Below are 13132 nucleotides of genomic sequence, written 5' to 3' on the forward strand. Positions count from 1 at the left end.
CATGAGCATCAGTTTCGACAAAGCGCTGGGCATTCACGAGCAGGCCTTGGGCTTTCGCGCCAAGCGCGCCGAAGTGCTGGCCAACAACATCGCCAACGCCGACACCCCCAACTACAAGGCTCGGGACCTGGACTTCGCCTCGGTGCTGGCAGCCCAGAACGAGCAGAACGGCAAAGGTGCGTTCGGCCTGCAGACCACCAGCAGCAAGCACATCGCCGCCCAGGGCTTCAGCTCCGGCGACGAGACCTTGCAGTACCGCATTTCCACGCAGCCTTCACTGGACCAGAACACCGTCGATGCGCAGATCGAGCAGTCGAACTACGCCGAGAACTCGGTCAACTTCCAGGCCAGTTTCACCCTGCTCAACAGCAAGTTCAAAGGGCTGGTATCGGCCCTTCGCGGAGATTAAGCCATGTCCCTTGCCAGCGTCTTCAACATTGCCGGTAGCGGCATGAGCGCGCAGACCACGCGCCTGAACACCGTGGCGAGCAACATCGCCAACGCCGAAACCGTGTCGTCCAGCATCGACCAGACCTACCGCGCACGGCATCCGGTGTTCGCCACCATGCTTCAGGGCCAGCAGGCCGGCGACAGCGGTTCGCTGTTCCAGGACCAGGATACGGCGGGGCAGGGTGTGCAGGTCACCGGCGTGGTCGAGGACCAGAGCGATCTGGAAGCGCGCTACGAGCCCAATCACCCGGCGGCGAACAAGGATGGCTACGTCTACTACCCGAACGTCAACGTGGTCGAGGAAATGGCCGACATGATCTCGGCCAGTCGTTCCTTCCAGACCAACGCCGAACTGATGAATACCGCAAAGACCATGATGCAGAAGGTGCTGACCCTGGGTCAGTGATAGAGGCGAGCGCAGATGACGACTACCAGCATTAACAATGGCGTGAGCGCCTCGGTCCTGGACTCATTGCAGAAGACCACCAGCAGCACCGACAGCTCGACCGGCACCGCCGGCAGTGCGTTGGGCAAGGACGCGTTCCTGCAGCTGCTGGTGACCCAGATGCAGAACCAGAACCCCCTCGATCCCCAGGACAACGGCGAGTTCGTCGCCCAGCTGGCGCAATTCAGCAGCCTGGAAAGCATGCAGAGCCTGAATGCGTCGGTGGGCACCATCGTCAACAACTACCAATCGTCCCAGGCGCTGCAGGCCTCGTCGCTGGTCGGCCGCTCGGTCATCGCCCAGACCGATACCGCCGTGGTCGACCCCACCAAGGGCCTCACCGGCTCGGTGGCGCTGACCTCGTCGAGCAGCAACACCACGGTGGGCGTCTACGACGCCAAAGGTGACCTGGTGCGCAATATCGATCTGGGCAGCCAGTCCGCCGGCAACGCCGCCTTCACCTGGGATGGCAAGGACAGCAACGGCGCTGTTGCCGCTGCCGGCACCTACACCTTCAAGGCTGCAGCCACCGTCGACGGTACCGCCACGGCCATGAGCACCTACCTTCCAGCCACGGTGAACAGCGTCACCATGGGCACCAACGGCGGTGAATTGACCCTCAACCTCGCTGGACTGGGTAGCGTTGCGCTGTCGAAAGTCCAAACCATCGGAATTTGAGCCGCTTCGTCCGGCGCAGGAGTACAGCATGACTTTCAATATCGGCCTCAGCGGTCTTTCGGCAGCCAACAAGGCGCTCAACGTCACCGGCAACAACATTGCCAACGTCGCGACCACCGGCTTCAAATCCTCGCGCGCGGAATTCGCCGACCAGTACGCCGCGTCCATTCGCGCCACGGCCGGCAAGACCAGCGTGGGCAGCGGTGTGACCACCGCGGCCGTGTCGCAGCAGTTCACCCAGGGCAACATCGCCTCGACCGGGCAGAGCCTCGACCTGGCGATCAACGGCAACGGCTTCTTCGTGCTCAACGATGGTGGCCAGAAGCTCTACACCCGTGCCGGTGCCTTCTACAGCGACAAGGACGGCAACGTCGTCGACGTGAGCGGCAACAACCTGCAGGGCTACAACGCCCAGGACGGCGTAGTGCAGACGGGCGTCTTGACCAACCTGAAAATCGACTCCGCGAACCTGCAGCCCAAAGCGACCTCGAAAATCGCCGAAACGGTCAACCTCAACTCCAGCGCGCCGCAGGCGACCATTACCCCGTTCGACCCGAGCAACGTCAAAAGCTACAACTACACCTTCAACACCGATGTGTACGACAGCTTGGGCAACGCCCACCAGATGAACCAGTACTTCGTCAAGGATGCCACGGCCAACAGCTGGACCATGCACACCACCATCGACGGTCGCAATCCGTCCGATCCGACCGCCACCACGCCGTTGGTCAATACCTTGAGCTTCAAGTCCGACGGCAGCCTCATCGTGCCCGCTCAGGGTAACGTGCCCGGTGGCCTGGGCATCAACGCCGACAAGAGCTTCAACCTTGCCGGCTGGGTGCCTTCCACCCGTGGCGCCGATGGCACCTGGACACCCAACGGCGCGACGGCCAATGCCGGTGGCGTGGCGTTGGACATGCTGGCGACCACGCAATACAACTCGGCATCGGCCACCTCGGCCAAGACCCAGGACGGCTACGCCACAGGTGAGCTGACCGGTCTGTCGGTGGACGGCACGGGCAACATGTTCGCCAACTTCACCAACGGCCAGAACAAAGTCATCGGTCAGGTGGCCATGGCCAGCTTCGCCAACATGCAAGGCCTGGCGCCCAATGGCGGCACCAACTGGAAGGAGTCGTTCGCTTCCGGTACCGCCGTGATCGGTACGCCCGATACCGGTGTCATGGGCAACCTGCAGTCCCAGGCGCTGGAAGACTCCAACGTCGACCTGACGGCCGAGCTGGTGAACCTGATCAAAGCGCAAAGCAACTACCAGGCGAACGCCAAGACCATTTCCACCGAAAGCACCGTGATGCAGACCATCATCCAGATGACCTGATGAGGGCAGGGCAGTGATCCGGTGTCTGTGTGCAGCCCTGGCCATCGCCGCAACCTGCGCGATGGCCGTGGCGGCGCCCGCGCCCTGGTACACCTACCAGAGCCTGGCGAGCGGCCGCTACCTGTGCAGTCAGGTCGACCCTGGCCCGCATTACCGTCGCTTCGCCGGGCCGTTCACCAACGCCGGCTGCCGTCGTTGAAGACGGCGCCGTCGAGCCTCGCCCTGATGTCGCGACGTAAATCCATTCTCCCGTTGCCGCTAGCGGCAATCCGGCGCCGACTTTTCGGCGTCAAGCTTTCAGTCCGCTTCGGCCGCACCGCTGCAACCCCCGTCCTAGAGGGGCTGTAGCCGTATTGGCAAAGTTGGCCCGCATATTGCTCTACCTCTTTCAGTACAGCAGTAGACGGCATTCGCCCGTCGAGGGAGACAACTGTGGACAAGATGCTCTATGTGGCAATGACCGGTGCCAGCCAGAACGCGCTGGCGCAGAAGGCGCATGCCAACAACCTGGCCAACATTTCCACCACCGGCTTCAAGCGTGACCTGGAACAGGCGCGTTCCATGCCGGTGTTCGGCGACACCTTTCCTTCGCGGGCCTATGCCCTGACCGAACGTCCGGCCACCGATTTCAGTGGCGGCGCGCTGCAGGAAACCGGCCGGGATCTGGACGTCGCGGTAGGTGGCAACGGCTTCATCGCCGTACAGACACCCGACGGCGGCGAAGCCTACGTCCGCACCGCCAGCATGAACGTCGACGCGCTCGGTGTGCTGCGCGCCGGCAATGGTTTGCCGGTCATGGGCAACGGCGGCCCGATCGCCGTGCCGCCCGACGAGAAAATCGAAATCGGCATGGACGGCACCATCAGTATTCGTGGTCTGGGGCAGGCTCCCAACGTCATGGCCCAGGTCGACCGCATCAAGCTGGTCAATCCGGACGTGAAAACCCTGACCAAGGGCCTGGACGGTCTGATCCACACCTCCAGCGGCCAACCGGCACCTGCCGACGCTGCGGTCCGCGTCGAGTCCGGCTTCCTGGAAGCGAGCAACGTCAATGCGGTCGAGGAAATGACCTCCGTGCTGGCGCTCTCCAAGCAGTTCGAACTGCACATCAAGATGATGAGCACCGCCAAAGAAGGCGACGAGGCCATGGCCCGGGTCTTGCAAATCTAATTCCAGCGTAGCGATCGCGCCGTAAACCAGGCGCTCCAGGAGAAGACACATGCTTCCAGCACTATGGGTCAGCAAGACCGGCCTCCAGGCTCAGGACACCAACCTGACCACGATTTCCAACAACCTGGCGAACGTGTCGACCACGGGTTTCAAGCGCGATCGCGCCGAATTCCAGGACCTCCTCTACCAGATCAAACGTCAGCCCGGTGCCCAGTCGACCCAGGACAGCGAACTGCCGTCGGGCCTGCAGGTTGGTACCGGTGTGCGCATTGTCGGCACCCAGAAGAACTTCACCGCCGGCAGCCTGCAGACCACCGACCAGCCGCTGGACATGGCCATCAACGGTCGCGGCTTCTTTCAGGTGATGCAGCCTGACGGCACCGTTTCCTATACGCGTGACGGTACCTTCCACCTGAACTCCGACGGCCAAATCGTCACCGCCCAGGGCCTGGCGCTGGAACCTGCCATCGTCGTTCCCAACGAAGCGCAGACTTTCACCGTAGGCACCGACGGCACCGTGTCCATCACCACCGCCGGCAACGCCGCTTCGCAGGTGATCGGCAACCTGCAGACCGCCGACTTCATCAACCCGGCCGGCCTGCAGGCCATCGGTGGCAACCTGTTCCTGGAAACCGCCTCCAGCGGCGCGCCGCAAGTGGCAACGCCCGGCCTGAACGGCGCCGGTACGGTACTGCAGAACACTCTGGAAAACTCCAACGTGAGCACTGTGGAAGAGCTGGTCAACATGATCACCACCCAGCGTGCCTACGAGATGAACTCCAAGGTCATCTCCACTGCCGACCAGATGCTGCAGAACCTGACCCAGAACCTGTAATTCGGGTCCATCCGTAATCCCCAAGCTACCTGGGCGCCGCGTGCGCCGGCTACACCGTGAGGTCTGTGTCATGCGTCGTGTCTCGATTGTTCTTGCCCTGAGTGGAATGGCCTTGCTGACCGGTTGCGTCGCGCCGCCGGCCAAGCCCAACGACCCGTACTACGCCCCGGTGCTGCCGCGCACTCCGATGCCTGCCGCCGCCAACAACGGCTCGATCTACCAGGCCGGCTTCGAGCAGAACCTGTACAGCGACCGCAAGGCGTTCCGCGTGGGCGATATCATCACCATCACCCTCAACGAGCGGACCAGTGCCAGCAAGAGCGCCAACTCCAAGGTCGGCAAGGACAGCAACAACAGCCTGGGCCTGACCTCGCTGTTCGGAGCGGGTGTGAACACCAACAACCCGCTGGGCAGTGGCGACCTGAGCCTCAATGCAGGCTACAGCGGCACTCGCGCCACCAACGGCACCGCGGCGGCAGCGCAGAACAACAGCCTGACCGGTTCGGTCACGGTCACGGTGGCCGACGTGCTGCCCAACGGCATCATCTCGGTTCGCGGCGAGAAGTGGATGACGCTCAACACCGGCGAAGAGCTGGTGCGCATTTCCGGTCTGGTCCGCGCCGATGACATCGCCACCGACAACACCGTGTCCTCGACGCGGGTAGCCGATGCGCGCATCACCTATTCGGGCACCGGTTCGTTTGCCGAGGCGAGTCAGCCGGGTTGGTTCGACCGGTTCTTTGCCAGTCCACTGTTTCCTTTCTGAGTGCGCCCGTCCATGCTCAACTTCAAACACCTGATCGCCGCTGCCCTGCTGTTGTCCGCCGCGTTCGGCGTTCAGGCCGAGCGCCTCAAGGACATCGCCAGCATTTCCGGCGTGCGCACCAACCAGCTGATCGGCTATGGCCTGGTCGTGGGCCTCAATGGCACCGGCGACCAGACCACGCAGACGCCATTCACCCTGCAGACCTTCAACAACATGCTCTCGCAGTTCGGCATCAAGGTGCCGCCGGGCTCGGGCAACGTGCAGCTCAAGAACGTCGCCGCCGTGTCGATCCATGCCGACCTGCCAGCGTTCGCCAAGCCGGGACAGGTGGTCGACATCACCGTGTCGTCCATCGGCAACTCGAAAAGCCTGCGTGGCGGCAGCCTGCTGATGACCCCGCTCAAGGGTATCGACGGCAACGTCTACGCCATCGCCCAAGGCAACCTGGTCGTCGGTGGTTTTGACGCCGAAGGCCGCGACGGGTCGAAAATCACCGTCAATGTGCCGTCGGCAGGACGGATTCCTGGCGGTGCCAGCGTCGAGCGTGCCGTGCCCAGTGGCTTCAATCAGGGCAACAGCCTGACGCTGAACCTCAACCGCTCGGACTTCACGACCGCCAAACACATCGTCGACAAGATCAACGAGCTTCTTGGCCCGGGAGTTGCACAGGCTATTGACGGGGGCTCGGTGCGCGTCACTGCTCCGGTCGACCCCAGCCAGCGCGTGGACTACCTGTCGATCCTCGAGAACCTCGACGTCGACGTAGGGCAGGCGGTGGCCAAGGTGATCATCAATTCGCGCACCGGCACCATCGTGATTGGCCAGAACGTCAAGGTATCGCCTGCGGCAGTGACCCACGGCAGCCTGACGGTGACCATTACCGAAGACCCGATCGTCAGCCAGCCAGGGCCTTTGTCCGGTGGCGAAACGGCGGTGGTGCCACGTTCGCGGGTCAGCGCCCAGCAGGAAGCCAAACCGATGTTCAAGTTTGGCCCTGGCACCACGCTCGACGAGATCGTCCGCGCGGTCAACCAGGTGGGGGCAGCGCCCGGTGACTTGATGGCCATTCTCGAAGCCCTGAAACAGGCCGGCGCATTGCAGGCCGACCTGATCGTGATTTGAGGTAACAACTGATGGAAATGCCGAATGGTGGAGTATCGGGAACACGGGATTCGGGGGCTTACACAGACCTCAATCGCCTGAGCTCGTTGAAAGTCGGGGATCGCGACAGCGAGGCCAACCTGCGCAAGGTGGCCCAGGAATTCGAGTCGCTGTTCCTCGGTGAAATGCTCAAGTCCATGCGTTCGGCAAATGACGTGTTGGCCAAGGACAACCCGCTGAACACCGAAACCACCAAGCAGTACCAGTCGATGTACGACCAGCAGCTGTCCGTGACCCTCTCCAAGGAAGGTGGCGGTATCGGCCTGCAGGACGTGCTCATGCGCCAGTTGTCCAAGACCAAGGGCGTGGCCCGTGCCGGCGCGAATCCGTTCGCCCATGCCGACAACAGCCTGAACAAGCCACTGGGCGCCACTCGCGACGCCTCGGCCGATGCCAAGGCCGCCGGCAGCGTCGGCCACAACGACATCGCCTTGCTCAACCAGCGTCGTCTTTCGTTGCCCAGCAAGCTTGCCGACCGTCTGGTAGCCGGCATCGTGCCGTCGGCGGCCACCGAAGCAGGGGCTGCCAGCGGCAGCAAGAACCTCATCAACGTTGCGGCCGATGCACCGCTCAACAGCCTTGCCAAGACCGTGCGCAGCGGCGCTGCGGTCGAGGGCAGCAGCCTGGCGAAGAGCGTCGCCCAGCCGCCCCTGGCCCCGGCCAAGCGCGCGTTCGGCTCGTCCGACGAGTTCATCGCGACCATGCTGCCGATGGCCGAAAAAGCCGCTGCGCGCATCGGTGTCGACCCCAAGGTGCTGGTCGCCCAGGCGGCGCTGGAAACCGGCTGGGGCAAATCGATCATGCGCGCCGACGACGGCAGCAGCAGCCACAACCTGTTTGGCATCAAGGCCACCGGCAACTGGAAAGGCGAGAACGCCCGCGCGATCACCAGCGAATTCCGCGACGGCCAGATGGTCAAGGAAACCGCCGATTTCCGCTCATACACCTCGTACGAAGACAGCTTCCACGACCTGGTCAGCCTGTTGCAGAACAACGATCGCTACCAAGGCGTGGTCAAGTCCGCGGACAACCCCGAACAATTCGTCAAGGAACTGCAGAAGGCCGGCTACGCCACCGACCCGAACTACGCCAGCAAGATCTCTTCCATCGCCAAGCAGATGCAAGGCTATGAGAACTACGCTCGCAGCAGCACCAGCGCTACCACGAATCTATAAGGTTTGAACCCATGTCGAATCTGATCTCCATTGGGCTGTCCGGTCTGGCGTCCAGCCAGGCATCCCTGGCGACCACCGGTAACAACATCGCCAACGTCGCGACTGCGGGCTATTCCCGGCAGTCGGTGGTGAACACTGCCAGTGGCTTGCAGAACATCGGCGTGGGCTATCTGGGCACCGGCACCACGATCTCCGACGTGCGCCGTATCTACAGTAGCTATATGGATACCCAACTGCAGACCAGCACTGCGTTGAGCAACGACGCGAGCGCGTACAGCACTCAGATCAACAGCATCGACAAACTGCTGTCCGATGGCAGCACGGGTATCAGCGCCGTGCTCAGCAGCTTCTTTTCCGCCGTGCAGACCGCAGCGGCGAACCCGAGCGATACCTCGTCGCGGCAACTGCTGCTGACCCAGGCGCAAACCCTGAGCAATCGCTTCAATTCGATTTCGTCGCAGTTCAGCCAGCAGAACGACAGCATCAATGCGTCGTTGACCACCCTGACCGGCCAGGTCAACAAGCTGAGCGGCAACATCGCCGAACTCAACCGGCAGATCACCGAGATGTCGGGCACCGGTTCCACGCCCAACAGCCTGCTCGATGCGCGCAACGAAAACGTTCGCCAGCTCAATGAGCTGGTCGGTGTCAGCGTGCAGCAGCGTGACGGCAACTACGACGTCTACCTGGGCTCGGGGCAGTCGCTGGTCACCGGCAGTTCGGCCAATTCGCTGGTGGCCACACCCGGTGTGGCCGACAAGAGCCAGTATGGCCTGACCATCCAATATCAGGGGTACAGCACCGACGTGACCTCGGTCACCACCGGCGGCGAGATCGGCGGCCTGCTGCGCTTTCGCAGCGATGCACTGAACCCGGCAATCAACGAGCTGGGGCGCACTGCCATTGTTGTGAGCGACACCTTGAACGGCCAGTTGGGCAAGGGTATCGACCTCAACGGGGACTTCGGTTCGTCGGTATTCGCCAGCATCAACAGCGCCACCGCCACGGCCAACCGCAGCCTGGCTGCGTCCACCAACAGCGCAGGTTCGGGCAACCTGAGCGTTACCGTTGCCGACTCCAGCAAGCTGAGCATCTACGACTACAACGTCAAGTTCAGCAGCACCACTGCCTACAGCGTGACCCGTTCGGACGGCACGTCGATGGGCAGCTTCGACCTGGGCAGCAATCCTGCACCCGTAATCGACGGTGTCACCCTGGGCCTGAACGGCAAGGTTGCCAGCGGCGACAGCTTCGTCGTCACACCGACGCGCAGCGGCGCGAGCGCTATCGCCACCACACTCACCGATTCGAACAAGCTGGCTTTTGCCGCGCCGCTCACCGGCACGGCGACCGTTGGCAACTCGGGCACCGGCACCTTCACCCAGCCGGTGCTGGGCAGCAAGCTGGACATCTACAGCGGCACGGCCCTGAGCCAGTTGCAGAGCGGCATCGAAACCTCGTCGCCGGTCAAGCTGGTGTTCGGCAAGACCACCGACGGTGCGCAGAGCTACAGCCTGTTCAACGCGTCAGGCACCAGTATTGGCAGCGGTACCATCGTGCCTGGCCAGAGCAACAACCTGAGCCTGACCGTGCCGGTGGTAGGTGCCGACGGCAAGCCCGTCAACGGCGCCGACGGCAAGCAGCTCACCTTCAGTTTCGACACCACCGTGGGCGGCACGCCTGCGGTCAACGACAGCTACACCGTGTCGTTCAACGCCGATGGCAAGTCCGACAACCGCAATGCCACGCAATTGCTGGCGTTGCAGACCAAGGCCACGGTTGGCGCCACGGCGGGCAACCCCGGCATGAGCTTCACCAGTGCCTACGCATCGCTTGTGGAGCGGGTTGGCGCCAAGGCCAGCCAGGCCACCGTCGACACCAAGGCCACCGGTGCGGTGCTGACCCAGGCCAAGACCAACCGCGACTCGGTATCGGGTGTCAATCTGGACGACGAAGCCGCCTCCCTGGTGAAGTTCCAGCAGTACTACACGGCGTCCTCGCAGATCATCAAGGCTGCGCAGGAAACATTCAGCGTCCTGATCAACGCCCTCTAAGGAATAGTCGACCATGCGAATTTCCACTTCTCAGTATTTCGAGACCAGCGCGACCGGCTATTCCAAGAATTTCTCGGACACCGCCAAGACCCAGGCGCAGATCAGCTCGGGCAATCGCATCCAGAGTGCCGGAGACGACCCGGTCGGTGCCGCCAAACTGTTGCAACTGCAGCAGCAGAGCAGCTTGCTGACCCAGTACAGCGGCAACATGACCAGCGTTACCAACTCGCTGACCCAGGAAGAGAGTGTGCTCGACAGCATCACTACGGCCTTGCAGCGGGCCCAGGAATTGACGATTCAGGCCGGTAACGGCGGCCTGAGCGATGCCGACCGCACCTCGATTGCCAGCGAAATCGGCGAGATCGAGAAAAACGTCCTTGGCCTGCTCAACACCAAGGATGCCAACGGCCAGTACATGTTCTCCGGATCCAAGACCAGCACGCCGCCTTATGTGCAGAACAGCGACGGCAGCTACACCTACCAAGGCGACCAGACCCAGCTCAGCCTGCAGGTGTCCGATACCCTGCAACTGGCGACCAACGACACCGGTTACGGCATCCTGGAAACAGCGGTGAACACCAGCCGTACGCAAACCACCATGACCGCACCGGTGGTGGACGACGGCCTGGTGACCGTGTCCGATGGCCGCCTCGAATCGCTGACCACCTACAACAAGGCGTTCACCGACGGCCAGCCGTACAAGCTGACGTTCACCAGCAGCACCCAGTTCACCCTCACCAACAGCAAGAACCAGGATGTGACCTCGCAGGTCACTGGCAACGGCACCTTTGACCCGAAGGCCGACGGTGGTACCACTATCAGCCTGTACGGTGTGGAGTTCGACATCGACGTGGCGGCCAAGCAGAGCGCGCTGGGCACCGTTGCCGATGCCGACATGGCAGGGCGCACGTTCAGCCTGGGCAGCAAGCCGGACAGCATCAGTTCGACGCGCAACGCGGCCAACACCTCCACGGCGCAGCTGACCAGCGCGAACGTGACCGATGCCGATCGCTATTCCGCAGCTTTCCCGGCTGGCGGGGCGGTGATCAAGTTCACCAGCGACAGCGAGTACGAAGTCTACGCCCAACCACTGACCGATTCCAGCCAAGCCATCGGCAAGGGTGCAGTGGTTGTCGGTGCCGCTGGCAGCTCGATCACGGCGGCGGGGGTGACCTTCAATGTTTCGGGCCAGGCTGGCGCGGGCGACAGCTTCAGTGTCAACGCGAACAGCCACAAGACCCAGAACGTGCTGGATACGCTGCATCAGCTCAAGTCAGCCCTTGAGCTACCGGTGACCGATGCCAGATCCGGGCTGGCATTGAAGAACGCCACCGACTCGGCGTTGGGCAACCTGGCCAGCGCCAACGAGAACATCGACATCTCTCGTGGGCAGATCGGTGCGCGGCTCAACTCGCTGGCTATCCAGAACGACGAGAACGTCAGCCTGGCGTTGGCCAACAAGAGCACGCAGTCGGCGATTTCCGACACCGACTTTGCCACCGCATCGGTGACCTTGAGTCTGCAACAGACCATGCTGCAGGCTTCGCAGCTGGCCTTCGCGAAGATCTCCCAGCTGAGTCTGTTCAACAAACTCTGATCGGCGGGGCGCAGGCCCCGTCTCGCACGACCCCGCCGCGCGCCATTTCCTACCGCCTATGGCACAATACCTGTGTGACCAATGGGTCGAATCGTGCATCTTCACACTTATGTATTGCCGGGCCGCTGAATCAGCGGCCTGCAGCTGCTTCGTTTCTGGCAGCAGTGGCGCCGTCTTACCTGGGCCGACGCCGCCTGACACCCTTTTCGATGGCATTGCGCAAACGCTCCGCGTAATGGCCTCCAGCTACCTTTGTATTGGGAAGCCACAATGATTGGCATAAAAAGCATCGCGAGTTACGTGCCTGCCGAAGGCCTGGACAACTACGCCCAAGGTGCCAAATTCGCCAAGGATGAAGATTTCATCATCGGCAAGATCGGTTCGGCCTTCCTGCCGCGCAAGTCCGACGACCAGGAAACCTCCGACCTCTGCGTGGAAGCGGCCAACGCCTTGTTCGCCAGCAATCCGCAGCTGTCCCGCGAGTCCATCGACGCCTTGATCGTCGTCACCCAGAACGGGGACGAGGAGGGCCTGCCACACACCGCAGCTATCGTTCAGGACAAGCTCGGCCTGTCGACCAACGTTGCGGCGTTCGACATCAGCCTGGGTTGCTCGGGCTATGTGTACGGCATCTATGCGCTCAAGGGCTTCATGGAAGCGGCTGGCTTGAAGAACGGCCTGCTGATCACCGCCGACCCGTACTCCAAGATCGTCGACCCCGAGGATCGCAACACCACCATGCTGTTCGGCGACGCGGCCACCGCCACCTGGATGGGTGAGGACGCGCCCTGGCAGCTGGGCAAGGCCAAGTTCGGTACCGATGGTTCCGGCGCCCCGCACCTGAAGGTCACCGATGGGGTGTTTTTCATGAACGGTCGGCAGGTGTTCAACTTCGCTCTGCTGAAGGTCCCGGCGCATCTGCACGAATTGCTCGATGAGTCGGGCCTGACCAGCGCCGACGTCGACGCCTACTGCATCCACCAGGGCAGTGCGGCGATCGTCGATGCCGTGGCCCGGCGTTTCGAGGAAGAGCCGGAGAAGTTCATCAAGGACATGGTCGAAACCGGCAACACGGTGTCCAGCAGTATCCCGCTGCTGCTGGAAAAGCACATTCTCGACTCCGCCTGGAAGCGCGTTGCCCTGAGCGGCTTCGGTGTCGGCCTGTCCTGGGGCTCGGCGCTCATCTACCGCCCCTGATCCATAGGATGCCGAATTCCCCTGTAGGAGCGGTCTTCGGCCGCGAAGGGGGCACCGCGGTGCAACAGCCAATCCGCGTAGCCCTTTTCGCGGCCACTGACCGCTCCTACGGTATACGGCAACCTTTGTAGGAGCGGTCTTCGGCCGCGAAGCAGGCAACGCGGTGCATCAGCCAATCCGCGTAACCCTTTTCGCGGCCGCTGACCGCTCCTACGACATATGAGAATCTCCGTGGGAGCGGTCTTCGGCCGCGAAGCAGACACCG

At 62.6% G+C, this 13132-nt stretch carries 13 protein-coding genes; all 13 read left to right on the forward strand.

The window, feature by feature from the left end; all coding sequences use genetic code 11:
* Window position 1 precedes the first annotated feature (1 nt).
* A complete protein-coding gene (flgB, locus tag IFT75_RS03265; protein ID WP_122475947.1) occupies window positions 2-409 on the forward strand; it encodes a flagellar basal body rod protein FlgB in 408 nt (135 codons plus the stop codon).
* Between the two features lie 3 nt (window positions 410-412).
* The gene (gene flgC / locus IFT75_RS03270; protein ID WP_192053315.1) at window positions 413-856 is read left to right on the forward strand and encodes a flagellar basal body rod protein FlgC; all 444 of its coding nucleotides are present in this window, start codon (window positions 413-415) and stop codon (window positions 854-856) included.
* Between the two features lie 15 nt (window positions 857-871).
* Window positions 872-1573: a flagellar hook assembly protein FlgD gene (gene flgD / locus IFT75_RS03275; RefSeq protein WP_122475944.1), complete on the forward strand. Its 702-nt coding sequence runs from the start codon at window positions 872-874 to the stop codon at window positions 1571-1573.
* A 28-nt stretch (window positions 1574-1601) separates the two neighbouring features.
* Window positions 1602-2912, forward strand: coding sequence for a flagellar hook protein FlgE (flgE, locus tag IFT75_RS03280; protein WP_122475942.1), 1311 nt, complete (start codon window positions 1602-1604; stop codon window positions 2910-2912).
* 13 nt (window positions 2913-2925) lie between these two features.
* A complete protein-coding gene (locus IFT75_RS03285; RefSeq protein WP_185794569.1) occupies window positions 2926-3111 on the forward strand; it encodes a hypothetical protein in 186 nt (61 codons plus the stop codon).
* Between the two features lie 233 nt (window positions 3112-3344).
* Window positions 3345-4082, forward strand: coding sequence for a flagellar basal body rod protein FlgF (locus IFT75_RS03290; protein ID WP_122475939.1), 738 nt, complete (start codon window positions 3345-3347; stop codon window positions 4080-4082).
* A gap of 49 nt (window positions 4083-4131) precedes the next feature.
* Window positions 4132-4917: a flagellar basal-body rod protein FlgG gene (flgG, locus tag IFT75_RS03295; protein WP_043186004.1), complete on the forward strand. Its 786-nt coding sequence runs from the start codon at window positions 4132-4134 to the stop codon at window positions 4915-4917.
* A 70-nt stretch (window positions 4918-4987) separates the two neighbouring features.
* Window positions 4988-5683: a flagellar basal body L-ring protein FlgH gene (flgH, locus tag IFT75_RS03300; protein ID WP_043186005.1), complete on the forward strand. Its 696-nt coding sequence runs from the start codon at window positions 4988-4990 to the stop codon at window positions 5681-5683.
* A 12-nt stretch (window positions 5684-5695) separates the two neighbouring features.
* Window positions 5696-6805 carry a flagellar basal body P-ring protein FlgI gene (locus tag IFT75_RS03305; protein ID WP_122475937.1) on the forward strand — a complete coding sequence of 370 codons (1110 nt, stop codon included), beginning with the start codon at window positions 5696-5698 and terminating at the stop codon, window positions 6803-6805.
* Between the two features lie 17 nt (window positions 6806-6822).
* Window positions 6823-8019, forward strand: a complete 1197-nt coding sequence (gene flgJ / locus IFT75_RS03310) for a flagellar assembly peptidoglycan hydrolase FlgJ (protein ID WP_446731052.1) — start codon at window positions 6823-6825, stop codon at window positions 8017-8019.
* Between the two features lie 11 nt (window positions 8020-8030).
* Window positions 8031-10073: a flagellar hook-associated protein FlgK gene (gene flgK, locus IFT75_RS03315; RefSeq protein WP_192053318.1), complete on the forward strand. Its 2043-nt coding sequence runs from the start codon at window positions 8031-8033 to the stop codon at window positions 10071-10073.
* A 13-nt stretch (window positions 10074-10086) separates the two neighbouring features.
* Window positions 10087-11670 carry a flagellar hook-associated protein 3 gene (locus IFT75_RS03320; RefSeq protein ID WP_192053320.1) on the forward strand — a complete coding sequence of 528 codons (1584 nt, stop codon included), beginning with the start codon at window positions 10087-10089 and terminating at the stop codon, window positions 11668-11670.
* 270 nt (window positions 11671-11940) lie between these two features.
* Window positions 11941-12867 (forward strand): ketoacyl-ACP synthase III, encoded by a 927-nt coding sequence (locus tag IFT75_RS03325; protein WP_122475930.1) that lies wholly within the window; start codon window positions 11941-11943, stop codon window positions 12865-12867.
* The last annotated feature ends 265 nt before the right edge of the window (window positions 12868-13132 follow it).

This window comes from Pseudomonas sp. CFBP 8758 (genome assembly GCF_014841725.1).
Lineage (GTDB): Bacteria > Pseudomonadota > Gammaproteobacteria > Pseudomonadales > Pseudomonadaceae > Aquipseudomonas > Aquipseudomonas baltica.

What these genes read in the sequence shown, in the direction of transcription:
- flgB (WP_122475947.1), top strand. Translation starts at nt 2, where the DNA reads ATGAGCATCAGTTTCGACAAAGCGCTGGGCATTCACGAGCAGGCCTTG.
- flgC (WP_192053315.1), top strand. Translation starts at nt 413, where the DNA reads ATGTCCCTTGCCAGCGTCTTCAACATTGCCGGTAGCGGCATGAGCGCG.
- flgD (WP_122475944.1), top strand. Translation starts at nt 872, where the DNA reads ATGACGACTACCAGCATTAACAATGGCGTGAGCGCCTCGGTCCTGGAC.
- flgE (WP_122475942.1), top strand. Translation starts at nt 1,602, where the DNA reads ATGACTTTCAATATCGGCCTCAGCGGTCTTTCGGCAGCCAACAAGGCG.
- flgG (WP_043186004.1), top strand. Translation starts at nt 4,132, where the DNA reads ATGCTTCCAGCACTATGGGTCAGCAAGACCGGCCTCCAGGCTCAGGAC.
- flgH (WP_043186005.1), top strand. Translation starts at nt 4,988, where the DNA reads ATGCGTCGTGTCTCGATTGTTCTTGCCCTGAGTGGAATGGCCTTGCTG.
- IFT75_RS03305 (WP_122475937.1), top strand. Translation starts at nt 5,696, where the DNA reads ATGCTCAACTTCAAACACCTGATCGCCGCTGCCCTGCTGTTGTCCGCC.
- flgJ (WP_446731052.1), top strand. Translation starts at nt 6,823, where the DNA reads ATGCCGAATGGTGGAGTATCGGGAACACGGGATTCGGGGGCTTACACA.
- flgK (WP_192053318.1), top strand. Translation starts at nt 8,031, where the DNA reads ATGTCGAATCTGATCTCCATTGGGCTGTCCGGTCTGGCGTCCAGCCAG.
- IFT75_RS03320 (WP_192053320.1), top strand. Translation starts at nt 10,087, where the DNA reads ATGCGAATTTCCACTTCTCAGTATTTCGAGACCAGCGCGACCGGCTAT.
- IFT75_RS03325 (WP_122475930.1), top strand. Translation starts at nt 11,941, where the DNA reads ATGATTGGCATAAAAAGCATCGCGAGTTACGTGCCTGCCGAAGGCCTG.